The sequence below is a fragment of the Parvibaculum indicum genome, assembly GCF_011762095.1.
Classification (GTDB): Bacteria; Pseudomonadota; Alphaproteobacteria; order Parvibaculales; family Parvibaculaceae; genus Parvibaculum; species Parvibaculum indicum.
The window spans coordinates 1-12,784 of sequence record NZ_JAASQO010000014.1; the positions used below are offsets into that span (position 1 = coordinate 1).

Genomic DNA, 12,784 nt, shown 5'->3' on the forward strand with positions numbered 1-12,784 from the left:
CTCGAGGACCGGTTCGTCGACATCGCCGGCATGCAGCCGCAGCCGGAAGTCCATCTCAGGCCCAACCGCCTCGTCAAATACGACTATGTCGCCAAAGTCCTCTCCGCAGCCCAGCGCCTCGGCGTCACTAAAATAGGCTTCGTCGGTAACGAACAATATATGGAGTGAGGCAGGCGCAGACGGCGGGCGGGGCCGGGTTCGGCCTCTTCGCCTGCTCCAGCCTCCCTACAAAATTCCACCTAATTCACATTGTCTTTGGCGGTCGCGGCTTTTTCCATTGGCGCACGCCCTCCAAAGGGCGATGCGCGCCGAAGCGCGAATACGGACCTGCCTTCGAGGGGAGGGGCATGTGAACAGGATATTGCTTGGCTGTGCGATTGCGGTGCTCGCCGCCGGATGCGTGGATACGGGCACGCTGGTGCTGCCCTCCGCCTATCGTTCCTCGACGCCTCAGGAACCGGCGCCGCCGTCGCCCGGGCTGGGGCTTGCGGGGCAGGACGGCGCCGTCACCGCGCTTGTCGGGGACGATCTCCTCGGCACAACCCTCGGCACGGAGGGAACCGTCAACGCCCTTCTCGGTGGCACCAATGCGATGAGCGAACAGCTCGACGCCGACAGCCTTCCACAGCAGCCCCTGGGAGACATTCTGGCCCAGGCCGGTGACAGTCTGAACGCACAACTCGCCGGGCTTGCCGATCCCGGCCTTGGCGCATCGGGCGAGGACAGCCCCGTCACGCAATTGATGGGCGGCGATCTGGTCGGCACGCTGATCGGAACGGAAGAAGGGGCGGTGCCGGTTTTCGTGGCAGGGACCGATGGCGGCGTTCTCGGCATGGCCCTGTCGCCCGTTACCGGCAGCCTGCCGGAAGGCGCTTCCCTCGCGCCCGTGACGACCCCGCTCATCGAGGCGCTCTCGACCGTACAATTCCCCGACACGAGCGGTAGCGGCGATAGCGGCGGCAATGGCCTGGCGCCGCTGACGGACGCGCTGACGGACGCGCTGGCGGGGCTCGCGGGCGGCTCCTGACCGGCGGGAAACGCGCTTCCGATCAACCCGTCTTGTTTTTCGACGCGATATAGGCGCGCCAGCCGCCATAATTGCTCACATCTTCCGCGCCTTCCACCGCGAAGGCTTCGCAGATGAAACCCTTGGCGCTCGTTCCGTCGGCCAGCGTCAGCGTGCCGATGCCGAGCGGCGAGGGGATGTTGGACACGAACCTGCCGAAGCCTTCCGGCGTCAGACGCCACACCTCCGCGGCGATGGCGACACCGTTTTTCTCGTCGCGGATGAGGCCGGGCTTTGCCACCGGCGTGGTGGGAAGCGCATAAAGCCGGTAATCCGGCGTCGTCGAAACGGCGCGGTCGAACACCGCGTCGAGGTCGGTAAGTTCGCGATTGAGCGGCATGCCGGAAAGATGCGCCCCCACGACCACGAGTTCGATTTCGCCCGGCACCGACACGGCTTCCGCGCGCGCAGCGTTCGGCAAATCCCACCCCGTCGCGCCCAGCGTCACGCCGCTTGCCGCATGAAGGTCGCGCGCGACGGCGGCGGTAAGCCAGTCCCGCCCGGCGCGCGCCAGAAGGGTGACGCTGGCCGGCAGCCCGTCGCCACGTGTGCCCGTCGGCACGGCAAAACCGCACATGTCGAGCAGGTTCACGAAATTCGTATAGGTGCCGTTGCGGCTGTTGGTGCCGATGGGATCGGCCAGTACCTGATCCACCGTGTAATGCGTCGGCGCGGTCGGCACGCAGAAGAGATCGACGCTGTCGATGACGGGCGCGAGTTTGCGTTTCGCCGCCTGCAGTGCATAGAGCCCCTTGAAGGCATCCGTCGCACTGAGCTTCCGCGCGCCGAGAATGATCTCCGCCGTCACCGGATGGAGCGCGCTCTCATGCGTCGCGACGAAATCCTCGATGGCCGCATAGCGCTCCGCCACCCATGCGCCTTCGTAAAGAAGATCGGCCACGGCATGGAAATCGCCGAACGGTATCTCCACGATCTCGTGGCCTTGCGCGGCGAGCATGTCGAGTGCGGCCTCGTAAGCCGCCTCCATCGCTTTGTCGCCGAAGAATTTGCGCTCCGCTTTCGCCGGCACCCCGACTTTCAGCACCGGCGGCGTGGCGCCGAGCGAGGCGGTCGCAAAATGCCGTGAATAGGGATCGCGCTCGTCGAAGCCCGCCATCGCCTGAAAGGCTTCATAGGAGTCTTCCACGGTGAGCGCGAAAACGGAGACGCAATCGAGCGTGCGGCAGGCAGGCACCACGCCGCTCGTGGAAAGCGCGCCCACCGTCGGCTTCAGCCCGACGATATTGTTGAGCCCGGCGGGTACGCGGCCCGAGCCCGCCGTATCCGTGCCGAGGGCGAAGCTGACGATGCCGCGCGCCACGGCAACTGCCGAGCCGGAGCTGGACCCGCCCGGCACGAGCGAGGCATCGACCGCGTTTTTCGGCACGGGGTAGGGCGTGCGCACGCCCACAAGCCCGGTGGCGAACTGGTCGAGATTGGTCTTGCCGATGCACAGGCCCCCCGCCGCCCTGAGGCGGGCCACCGCGGTCGCATCTTCCGACGGCGTGTATTCGAATTCCTTGCAGGCCGCCGTGGTGGGCATGCCCGCGACGTCGATATTGTCCTTCACCGCGAAGGGGATGCCCCACAAAGGTTTGTCGAAGGGCGGCTTGTCCGGATCGGGCGCGCCAAGCGCCGCCGCTTCCTCCAGCAGGGCTTCTTTGTCGGCGAGATGGATGAAGATGCCGGGATCGTCCGCTTCCGCCAGCCGCTCGAACACGGTCTCGATGACCTCGGCGGGCGTCAGCCCTTCTGCATAGCGTTTGCGCAGTTCCGCCATCGTAAAGGGCACACTCGTCACCGGCCTTGTCCTTTTCTTCTTGGTGTTTTGCATGAAAGGGCCGGATTTCGGCCCATTCCGCCGCGTTTTTCGGGGGCGTATGCCGCCATCGAAGCAAGCCCGGTGCCATCCGCCGCAAGGGACGGCCGATGGCATTTTTGATCCATTTGGGTCATGCGCGGGCCCCTCGCCTTGCGCCATGTTTCCCCATCGGAACCGGGCTGGGGTGTGTGCGATGACTTTCAGACATTATTTTTACTCGATGTCGCTCGGCTTTTTGCTTTTCGTGATTGCCGTAGCGGGCTCGCTGCTGGGCTGACGGTATTCGCAGGCTGAAAAAGCCTTTTATGACAGACATTTCCGCTGCCTGCGGCCCCGGTCGCCGGCGCGCGCGGGGGTGCGCGGGTTGGCCCTCGGCGTCCCGTATGCGATGGTGACGCCCGAAAATCACATGAGATCCGTTGGCATTTGTCCGGTTGAAAGGTGTTCCGCGCCCGCGGGGCCTGCCTGCCACGGTATTTCGGTTCCCCGTCATCCCAGCGAGAGGGTCAGATATGTCCGAGAACGGCGACAGCCGGAAATCCTCCAGATTCGAAGCCAATGTCCCCGTTTTCCTCGGCTCGGTCCTGTTGATCTTTGCCGCGCTGGCCATCGTCTGGTTCCGCGACGTTCACGAGACCCAGGCCTTCATCGCCGGCGTCCAGAGCTTCATCATCAGCAAGTTCGGCTGGTTTTACGTGTTCGCGGTCGCCGTCTTCATCGTCTTCGCGCTGGGCGTGGCCATGAGTTCCATGGGCAACATTCGCCTGGGACCGGACGATTCGGAACCGGATTTCTCGACCTTCTCCTGGTTCTCCATGCTGTTCAGCGCGGGCATGGGTATCGGCATCATGTTCTACGGCGTGGCCGAGCCGGTTCTGCATTACGCAAACCCGCCCGTGGGCCCCGGCGAAACGGTCGAGGCCGCGCGCCAGGCGATGGAACTGGCCTTTTTCCATTGGGGGCTTCATGCCTGGGCGATCTATGCGGTGATGGGGCTGTCCCTTGCCTATTTCGGGTTTCGCCAGGGATTGCCGCTCACCGTCCGCTCGGCGCTGTACCCCATCATCGGCGATCGTATTCATGGCTGGATGGGGCATGTCGTCGATATCTTCGCCGTTCTCGGGACCATGTTCGGCGTCGCGACCTCGCTCGGCCTCGGCGTGATGCAGGTGAATGCGGGCCTCAGCTACCTCTTCGACATTCCGCAGGACACGCGCGTCCAGGTCGTCCTGATCGCCGTCATCACGCTGATGGCCACGACCTCGGTGGTGTCGGGCATCAATGCGGGCATCCGCCGCCTGTCGGAAATCAACCTGCTGCTGGCCGTGCTGCTCATGTTCTTCGTGCTGGCGGTCGGCCCGACGGTCTTCCTGCTCACCGCGACCGTGCAGAACACGGGCGCCTATCTGAGCGACATCGTCAACAAGACCTTCACGCTCTACGCCTATCAGCCGAATGAATGGATCGGCGGCTGGACGCTCTTCTACTGGGGCTGGTGGATTTCCTGGTCGCCTTTCGTGGGCATGTTCATCGCGCGCGTGTCGCGCGGGCGCACCATCCGCGAATTCGTGGTCGGCGTCCTGCTCGTGCCTTCCGCCTTCACCTTCCTGTGGTTCACCGTCTTCGGCAATACGGCGCTGGAACTGCAAATGGCCGGCGTCGCCGATATCGTCGGCGCGGTGAAGGCCGATGTGGCCGTGGCATTATTCAAGTTTCTGGAACATCTCCCCCTCGCCTCGATCTCGATGGGCATGGCCACCATTCTGGTCGTGACCTTCTTCGTGACCTCCTCCGACAGCGGCAGTCTGGTGATCGACATCATCACCTCCGGCGGGCAGGAAGACCCGCCGGTCTGGCAGCGTATCTTCTGGGCGCTGACGGAAGGTCTGGTGGCCGCGCTGCTGCTGCTGGCCGGCGGCCTCGTCGCCCTGCAGACGGCGGCCATCACCACCGGGTTCCCGCTCGGTATCATCCTGCTGCTGGTAAGCTACGGTCTCTTCGTGGCGCTTCGCCGCGAAACCCAGCGCCGTCATACGCTGCAATCGGCCCAGAGCGTTTCGACGGCCACCGCCCCGGCGGTGCCCTGGCGCCAGCGCCTGGGAACGCTCCTGAACCAGCCGACCAGGGATCGCGCGCTCTCTTTCCTCAAGGGCACGGCAATCCCCGCGCTGGAGGAAGTGGCCGAGGAAATCCGCAGTCGCGGCATGGATGCGCAGGTCACCTCCGAAGACGAAGACGCGATGCTGACGGTCACGCATGGCGCGGAAGACGAGTTCCATTACGGCGTCGCGTTGAAAGCGGTGCGGAGCCCCGCCTTCGCCATCACCGAACTTGAAGGCAAGGAAGCCGAACGCCGCAAGGTCTGGCGTGTGGAGGTCGCCCTTCGCGAAGGCGGCCAGCGTTACGACATCATGGGCTACACCAAGGAGCAGGTCATCGCCGACCTTCTGGCGCAATATGAGCGGCACATGCATTACTATCACATGCATGTCGTGGACTGAGTTGCATCGGGGGGGAGGACCGGATGGCGGACGAGGACGCATCGCTCTATGCGTTGATGGAGAAGAACTTTCCTGTCGACCGTAATCGCATCGCTCGGGCTGAAAAAGGGAGACCGGGTGGCGGTGCAGGTCGAGAAATCGCCCGAAGCGTTGCTCGTTTATCTCGCCTGTCTTCGGGGCGGCTTCGCCTTCATGCCCATGAACACCGCCTACCGCATGGAGGAGGTGGATTATCTCGTCGGCAATGCGGAGCCCGCGCTCGTCATTTGCGATCCTGCCCGCGAAGACGAGATCGCGGAGATCGCCGGGCGGCGGGCCGGTGCGAAGGTTCTGACGCTCGATGCAAACGGCAAGGGAAGCCTCGCCGACGCGCTGGCCGCGCATGGCAACGCGCAGTTGCCGCCTGTGTCATGCGCGCCGGAAGACCTTGCCGCGATCCTCTATACCTCCGGCACCACGGGAAAGCCCAAAGGAGCGATGCTCTCCCATCGCAATCTGGCGGCGAACGGTCTCGCCTTGCGCGAGGCCTGGCGCTTCACCGCCGATGAGGTTCTCCTGCATGCGCTGCCCATCTTTCATGCGCATGGCCTTTTCGTCGCCTGTCATTGCGCGCTTCTGTCGGGCGCGCGAATGATCTGGCTCGGCAAGTTCGACCGCGACCGCGTGCTGGCGGAACTGCCCCGCGCGACGGTCTTCATGGGTGTGCCGACCTTCTACACGCGGTTGCTGGCGGGCGGCGGGCTCGATGCGGGGGCGGTGCGCAATATGCGCCTCTTCACCTCCGGCTCGGCGCCGCTCCTCACCGAAACCTTCGAGGCCTTTCGCGAGCGCACCGGCCACGCCATCCTCGAACGCTATGGCATGACCGAAACGGGGATGAACACCTCGAACCCCTATGACGGGGAACGCCGCGCAGGCACGGTGGGCTTTGCGCTGCCCGGCACGGAAGTCCGCGTCACCGACGACAGGGACAATGTCCTGCCGCAAGGCGAGACGGGCGGATTGCAGGTGCGCGGTGCCAATGTGTTTTCAGGCTACTGGCGTATGCCGGAAAAATCCGCCGAGGAATTCGCGGAAGGCCGCTGGTTCCGCACGGGCGATGTCGCCCGTATCGATGAAGACGGCTATGTGCATCTCGTCGGACGCGCCAAGGATCTCATCATCTCGGGCGGCTTCAATGTCTATCCCAAGGAGATCGAGGAAATCGTCGACGATATGGCCGAGGTCGACGAGTCGGCCGTCATCGGCGTACCGCATGCCGATTTCGGCGAGGCGGGCGTGGCGCTGGTCGTGCTCCGCGCGGGCAAGACGCTGGACGAAGAGACGCTGCTCGCCCGATTGAAGGAACGGCTCGCCAATTACAAGGTGCCCAAGCGCGCCTTCTTTGTGGCGGAGCTTCCGCGCAACACCATGGGCAAGGTCCAGAAGAACATGCTGCGCGACGAATATCGCGACGCCTGCCGCCCCGCGGCGTGAAGCGGTTCCTGCCGGAGCGTCAGTCGAGTTCGAACCTGTCGGCGGCGCGGCGCCTTTCCGTCGGCGCGTCGCCATGGCGGCGACGCCGGTCCGGCCCGACGAATTTCTCGCTTCGGATCAATTCGCGCGGCTTCAGGATGGCCGCTTCCATGCGCGTCACGAGTTGCTGGAACGAATAGGGCTTGGAAAGAATTTCCGTCACGCCCGCATCGCGCGCATTGAGGATGGACTCCTGCGTTCTCAGATGCGTGACATAGACCACCGGCATCGGCGCGAGTTTCCTGTCGTCCGCGGAGCGAACCGCGCGCACGACCGACAGCCCGTCCAGCGGCGGCAATAGATCGTCGATGATGGCGATATCGACCTTGTGCGTGTTCAGAACCTCGAACGCGTCCTCGCCCGTCCCCACGCTCCAGATATTCTTGACGCCCAGTTCGCGCAGGAAGCTGCGGATGAGGCTTGCCATTTCCTTGGCGTCTTCGACGACCAGCGCGTTGAGTCTGGCATAGTCGCGCTGCGTGAGCTTGCCGGCAGCTTGGGTCGGGATACGTTTGGCCTGGGCCATGTGTGGAAATTTCCAATCTCGAGGGTCTCAGTTATCGGGAGTATCCGCCAAACTGATTATCGATTGGTTAGAGGGAGGGGCCATTCGGCTCAGCCCGTGCGTTGTTTTTTCCCAATAGAAAGGACGCCGCAAAAGCTGAAACACCGCCTTTGCCGCGGCGGCCGAAATCAGCATCCAGTAGGCGGGCATGGTGAGCGTGTCGGCCATCAGAGAGAGGCGGCCGCGCCGTTTCGCCGCGATCATCCCTGCGAGAATCGACAGGGCGTAGCCGGAAACCAGCACGGCGAGATTGAAGCCGGTCAGCCATGAGTGGGTGAACAACCCGCCAAAGCCATGCAGGACGACAACGCCGCCCGCCACGACATAAAAGAACGGGTGGGCGAAAGTGGCGAGCGTGAAGCCGCCGATCACCAGCTGGAAGCCGAGAAAGCCCGCCTGACCGAGAGACCGGCCGAGCGAGACGGGATGCCGCATGCGCACCAGCCATGTCTGCAGCCAGCCCTTGATCCAGCGCGAGCGTTGCCGGACCCAGTTATGCAACCGGCAATTGGCCTCTTCCTCGGTCGTGGAGCGGATAATGCCGCAGCGATAGCCGCGCGTGGCGAGCCGGATACCGAGATCGGCATCCTCGGTGACGTTATGCGGATCCCATCCGCCGACCTCGCGCAGAACCTCCGCGCGAAAATGCGTCGAGGTGCCGCCAAGCGGTATGGGCAGCCCCAGCCGCGCCAGCATGGGCAGCATGAGATCGAAAAAGGATGCATATTCGATCGCGAATTGCCGCGTCAGCCAGTTCTCGCTCCAGTTGTAGTAATTGAGCTGCGCCTGTACGCAGGCGAGTTTCGGATCGTTCAGCCTGAAGGCGGCCACCGCCTTCAGAAGCTGGTTCGGTTCGGGCAGGTCTTCCGCGTCATAGATGACGAGATATTCGCCGCGCGCAAACGGCAGCGCGAAATTGCAGGCCTTGGGCTTGGTTTGCGGACAGCTTTCCGGCACGCGGATGAAATCGAACTGGCCGGGCAGGTCGAGCGCCTTGGCCGCCTGGTAGCTCTCTTCGTCGCTCGCCTCGAAGATGAGTTTGATGTCGAGCTTGGACGGCGGATAGTTCAGTCGCTTGAGTGCGTCGGTCAGCGGCGCCAGCACATTGGCCTCGCGAAAGAGCGGCACCATCACCGTGTAGACCGGCAGCTTGTCCAGGGGCCCCGGTCCATGCCGTTCATAGGCAAGTTCCTCCGCCGTCTCGCGTCCCGCCGCGCCCAGCAGGATGGAAAGTCCTCGAAGCCCCGACACGGCGAGGAAACAGACGCCCAGCGTCACATTGAGCGCGCCGAGCCCGGCCTGCGGGTAAAACGCCGCCAGCAGCGCGGCGCCGGTGGCAAGAAGCGGCAGCGCCACGCATTGGCCGGGCGAAAGCCGTATCGCGGCGGAGTCTTCCGGGGCGGATGTCATGAGCCCGTGCACCGCCCGGTCCGTCAGCTCGTCTGCGTAAAGCGCCTCGATGGCGCGCCGGATCTGCCGCGCGGACCCCGCCCATATGGCAAAGCGTCCCGTTATCCGGCCTTCGATGGCGCCCTTCGCTTCGGACGGGTCCGCCGCGACCCATGTCACGAGGCCGTTTCTCCGCCGCCAGGGCAGGCATTGATGCGCGATGCAGAAATCCAGAAGCGATGCGCCCCCGGCCTGTGCGTCCGCTATGCCGGCATCGGGCGGTGCGGTGGCGAGATCGACGAAGGGAACGCCGTTCTGGCGGGCCACTAGGCGGCCGATATCGTCCGGTCTCGCCTTGCCTTCCGCCAGCAGGACGTCGCCGATGCGGCTGCCGCATCGCCTGTGCTCGGCCAGCACCGGCCCCAGATCGCGCTTGGAGACGAGACCGCTGCGGAGGGCGAGCGTGCCCAGGAGAGGCCATGTGCGTCCCGGCCGCAAAGGGCGGCGGGGGCGTGGACGAGGAAGCTCGGCGCGCTTCGGACGAAGAGCTGATCGCATGGCTCGGCTCGGTTATTGGAGAAGGAAAAAGAAGACGCCGTTTTTACATGGTTAATTACACTGATGATATTCCGTAATATCCCTGTGGTAAATCCTTTTGAAGCATTCGGGCCGGGCACGGCTCTTGCTGAAAAGAAGGAGAAAAGGACGGATGCCCTTCATTTCGCTTGGATGGGGGACAGTCCGCGGCAGTTTGTTTCATAATGGCACGGGTAGCTGTGCAACGGGGTTTCGGGCGGGTATGCGTTTTCTGGCCTATCTGAATTTGCTGGCGATCATCCTGATAGCGGGGGGATTGGCGCGGCATTACGAGGGGACGAAGTTCGCCGGGCCGGCCCACCGCGAGGCGCCGCGCGAGGCGGCCGAATCCGTCGATATGGCGTCGGTAGGGCTGAGGGCGTCGTCGGTGGCGTCCGGCACGGCGCAAAAACCCGGCAAGGAACAACCGGCCGCGACCGACGAGTCGCTTCCCCCTGAACCGGTTCCTGATGAACCGCTTCCCCATGGGGTGCCGCTGGTCAATCCGCGTCTCGACGCCGCCAAGCCCGCCGAGGTCCCGACGGAACGGGCCGCCCCGCCCGAAAAACAGGCCGAGCCGCCGCTTGTCCTGACGGTCCTCACCGAAGGCGACTACCCGCCCTTCAACTACCGCGACGACGCGGGCGAACTGACCGGCTTCGACGTCGATCTCGCCCATGCGCTTTGCGACAGGCTCGGCGCGCAATGCGATTTTGAAACCAGGGCGTGGGGCGCCTTGCTGCCGGCCCTCAAATCCGGCGCGGGCGATGTCGTCATCGCCTCCATGCTGATCCCGAGCCCGCCTCGCGCCGCGCCGCCGCATGACGAGGACATCGTCTTCACCGGTGCCTATTATTCGACGCCGGGCCGGTTCGCCGTGGTGAAATCCGGCGGCTTTCCGTCCAGCGCGGCGGGGCTTGCGGGCAAGCGTGTCGCGGTGCAGGCTGGCTCCGTTCATGCCGCCTTTCTCGCGCATCGTTTCCCCGGGATCGAAGCCGTCGACGCGGCGACGCTGAAAGACGCCGAGCAGGCCCTTGCGCAAGGCAGGGTCGATTATCTGTTCGGCGACCGCAACGCGCTGTTGCGCTGGCTCGGGACGGACGGCACATGCTGCCGCCTTGCCGGTCCCGACTATGCCGATCCGGCCTGGTTCGGCGAGGGCGCGGGGATCGCGCTGCGCCGCGAGGACGAGGCGCTGCGCAAGCGGATCGACGACGCGCTCGCAGGCCTCGTCGCCGACGGCACCTATCGGCGCATCTCGTCGCACTATTTCTCGCAGAGTATTTACTGAAGCGGCTCTTCCGGCCTTGTCGTCATTGCGAGCGCCCGTCGGGGCGCGCGGCAATCCAGTGGCGGCGGATGCAGCGCTGGATTGCGTCGTCGGCTGGCCTCCTCGCAATGACGCTCCGACTAAAGACGCTCCGAGTCGGACCGGGGTGCCTGGCCCTTCGCCTCATCGGCCATCAGGTCGCGCGGGCGGCCGAAGAAGACCGGCGTGCCCTTGCCTTCCTCAAGATCGGCCCAGTGCTCGATATCGAAATCGAAAACGATGAGCCCGCCCGTCGGCACGCCGCGTGAAATGCGCAACGACACCTCGTCGTCGGGGTCTTGCGCCAGCGCCATGGCCAGCAGCACGAGGCCGGGATTGTGCCCGATCACCAGCAGCGTATCCGCGCTGTCCGGTGCGCGATGGATTTCCGCCAGCATCTGGTCGGGCATCGCGTGATAAAGCTCTTCGCGATAGATCACGGGCACATCGCTGCCCAGTTCCTTCGTCACCGGCGTGCATGTGTCTTTCGCACGCGTGGCGGTGGAACAGATCACCGTGTCCGGGCGATAGGGACAGGCTGCGATATAGCCGGCCATGAAATCCGCCGCCCTGGCGCCGCGCTCATTCAATGGCCGGTGGAAATCGTCGCTCGCGGGGTCCGACCAGTCGGATTTGGCGTGACGCAGCAGGCACAGACGTTTCATGCATGTCGCTCCCGGCGCGGCTCGCGCGCGGCAAAAGGCAGCCAGAGGCTCCAGCCCAGATATTGAGGTTGCGGCGCCGGATATTCGGCAAGCCCGATATGCATTTTCTCGTGTCCCTCCCGCGGCTGCGCCCGATAGGTGGAAAACAGCCGGTCCCAGACAGACAGGTTGAAGCCGAAATTCCGGTTGTGCTCGTCGGGCCGCACCGAGTGATGCACACGGTGCATGTCCGGCGTCACGATGACAAGCCTCAGCAGCCGGTCCACGCCCCGCGGCAGTTTGATATTGGCATGATTGAACATGGCCGTCGCGTTCAGCACCACTTCAAACAGGATGACGGCGGCCGCCGGAGCGCCCAGCGCCGCCACCACGCCCATCTTTATGCCCATGCTGACAAGAATTTCCAGAGGGTGGAAGCGGATACCCGTCGTCACGTCGATATCGGTATCGGCGTGATGCACCCGGTGCATCCGCCAGAAGAGCGGTACATGATGGAAAAGCACATGTTGCGCATAGACGGTGAGGTCGAGCGCGAGGATGGAAAGGATGAGCGCAAGCGCATAAGGCGGTTTGAGCCAGTTGAAGAGCCCGAAGCCCGCCCGTTCCGCTTCGAGGGCCACCCCCACGGCGAGCAGCGGCACCGCGACGCGCAACAAAAGCGTTCCCCCGGCGGCAAGCAGCAGGTTCGTGGCCCATCTGTGCCGGCGCATGGAGGACAGCCGCCGCCGGGGCGACGCGATTTCCCAAAGCGCCATCAGCCCGAGCACGCCGGCAAAGGCGGCCAGGCGCAATTGGGGCTCGTAAAGGGAAAGGAATTCGCTCATCCGGCAAGCATATACCCGTCGCCTGCATGCCGCCCAGATGACGATTGAATGCTCGAAGCCCTCCCCCTTGACGGGGGAGGTGAAAAACCGGCTGTGGATGGAGTGAGTGCTACTCGGTCATGTGGCGCGCGCGGGCGCCCCGCTCGATGGCGGCGGCGGTGAGCTTGTCTACCCCCAGCGCCTCGCGCAGCATCTGCAAAAGGCGCAGTTCCTCCGCCTTCACGCTCATATCGGCGCTGGCGACTTCCACGGCGACGGCATAGCCCGTTTCGCGCAGGTGATGGGGCAGCGCGTCCTTGGCGAGCCCGAAAACCGCGTCGAGGCCGCCGTCTTCCTGCAGGATCGAGGCGCATTCCCGGGCGACGGGAATGAGCTTTTCCTCGCTGAAATCGCTGAAAATGGGCAGCGTTTTCACGATATTCCCGATCTCCTGCAATTCATTGTCGCTCATGGCACGGTCGACCGCGCTCATCGTGACCATGATGTAGATAAGGGCGTGCTGGGGGGAAATCGTGGACATGCTTTTCCTCGAGGTTCGTCAGGCCGGGGAGC

The 12,784-nt window shown here is 64.4% G+C and carries 10 protein-coding genes; 4 read left to right on the plus strand and 6 right to left on the minus strand.

Features of this window, described 5'->3' with window-relative positions:
- The first annotated feature begins 349 nt into the window (after nucleotides 1-349).
- Entirely contained in the window at nucleotides 350-1,027 is a 678-nt protein-coding gene (locus FHS78_RS15765) for a hypothetical protein (protein WP_167095335.1), read from the plus strand.
- A gap of 22 nt (nucleotides 1,028-1,049) precedes the next feature.
- Here FHS78_RS15765 and atzF read toward each other — a convergent pair whose 3' ends face one another.
- Nucleotides 1,050-2,867, minus strand: coding sequence for an allophanate hydrolase (gene atzF, locus FHS78_RS15770; RefSeq protein WP_425500307.1), 1,818 nt, complete (start codon nucleotides 2,865-2,867; stop codon nucleotides 1,050-1,052).
- A 533-nt stretch (nucleotides 2,868-3,400) separates the two neighbouring features.
- On the opposite strand from atzF, the gene FHS78_RS15775 reads away from it, so the two are divergent.
- The gene (locus FHS78_RS15775; RefSeq protein WP_167095337.1) at nucleotides 3,401-5,389 is read left to right on the plus strand and encodes a BCCT family transporter; all 1,989 of its coding nucleotides are present in this window, start codon (nucleotides 3,401-3,403) and stop codon (nucleotides 5,387-5,389) included.
- Between the two features lie 72 nt (nucleotides 5,390-5,461).
- A complete protein-coding gene (locus FHS78_RS15780; RefSeq protein ID WP_167095419.1) occupies nucleotides 5,462-6,865 on the plus strand; it encodes a malonate--CoA ligase in 1,404 nt (467 codons plus the stop codon).
- Between the two features lie 19 nt (nucleotides 6,866-6,884).
- Here FHS78_RS15780 and FHS78_RS15785 read toward each other — a convergent pair whose 3' ends face one another.
- Entirely contained in the window at nucleotides 6,885-7,430 is a 546-nt protein-coding gene (locus FHS78_RS15785) for a response regulator (protein WP_167095338.1), read from the minus strand.
- A gap of 27 nt (nucleotides 7,431-7,457) precedes the next feature.
- Nucleotides 7,458-9,416 carry a glycosyltransferase family 2 protein gene (locus FHS78_RS15790; RefSeq protein ID WP_167095339.1) on the minus strand — a complete coding sequence of 653 codons (1,959 nt, stop codon included), beginning with the start codon at nucleotides 9,414-9,416 and terminating at the stop codon, nucleotides 7,458-7,460.
- Nucleotides 9,417-9,657: 241 nt separating this feature from the next.
- Here FHS78_RS15790 and FHS78_RS15795 point away from each other — a divergent pair, with 241 nt between their 5' ends.
- Nucleotides 9,658-10,725 (plus strand): transporter substrate-binding domain-containing protein, encoded by a 1,068-nt coding sequence (locus FHS78_RS15795; RefSeq protein ID WP_167095340.1) that lies wholly within the window; start codon nucleotides 9,658-9,660, stop codon nucleotides 10,723-10,725.
- Nucleotides 10,726-10,844: 119 nt separating this feature from the next.
- Here the strand turns inward: FHS78_RS15795 and FHS78_RS15800 are convergent, their stop codons facing one another.
- From FHS78_RS15800 to FHS78_RS15810, 3 genes are all read right to left on the minus strand, one after another.
- Nucleotides 10,845-11,408 carry a SixA phosphatase family protein gene (locus tag FHS78_RS15800; RefSeq protein ID WP_167095341.1) on the minus strand — a complete coding sequence of 188 codons (564 nt, stop codon included), beginning with the start codon at nucleotides 11,406-11,408 and terminating at the stop codon, nucleotides 10,845-10,847.
- Nucleotides 11,405-12,232: a sterol desaturase family protein gene (locus FHS78_RS15805; RefSeq protein WP_167095342.1), complete on the minus strand. Its 828-nt coding sequence runs from the start codon at nucleotides 12,230-12,232 to the stop codon at nucleotides 11,405-11,407. Before FHS78_RS15805 ends, FHS78_RS15800 begins: the two co-directional genes overlap by 4 nt.
- 109 nt (nucleotides 12,233-12,341) lie before the next feature.
- On the minus strand, nucleotides 12,342-12,752 hold the full coding sequence (locus FHS78_RS15810; protein WP_167095343.1) for a tellurite resistance TerB family protein: 411 nt from the start codon (nucleotides 12,750-12,752) through the stop codon (nucleotides 12,342-12,344).
- Nucleotides 12,753-12,784: the final 32 nt, after the last annotated feature.

Bases quoted from the DNA above. Each gene is read 5' to 3' on its own strand.
- FHS78_RS15775 (WP_167095337.1), top strand. From the start codon at position 3,401: ATGTCCGAGAACGGCGACAGCCGGAAATCCTCCAGATTCGAAGCCAAT.
- FHS78_RS15785 (WP_167095338.1), bottom strand. From the start codon at position 7,430: ATGGCCCAGGCCAAACGTATCCCGACCCAAGCTGCCGGCAAGCTCACG.
- FHS78_RS15790 (WP_167095339.1), bottom strand. From the start codon at position 9,416: ATGCGATCAGCTCTTCGTCCGAAGCGCGCCGAGCTTCCTCGTCCACGC.
- FHS78_RS15795 (WP_167095340.1), top strand. From the start codon at position 9,658: ATGCGTTTTCTGGCCTATCTGAATTTGCTGGCGATCATCCTGATAGCG.
- FHS78_RS15800 (WP_167095341.1), bottom strand. From the start codon at position 11,408: ATGAAACGTCTGTGCCTGCTGCGTCACGCCAAATCCGACTGGTCGGAC.
- FHS78_RS15805 (WP_167095342.1), bottom strand. From the start codon at position 12,232: ATGAGCGAATTCCTTTCCCTTTACGAGCCCCAATTGCGCCTGGCCGCC.
- FHS78_RS15810 (WP_167095343.1), bottom strand. From the start codon at position 12,752: ATGTCCACGATTTCCCCCCAGCACGCCCTTATCTACATCATGGTCACG.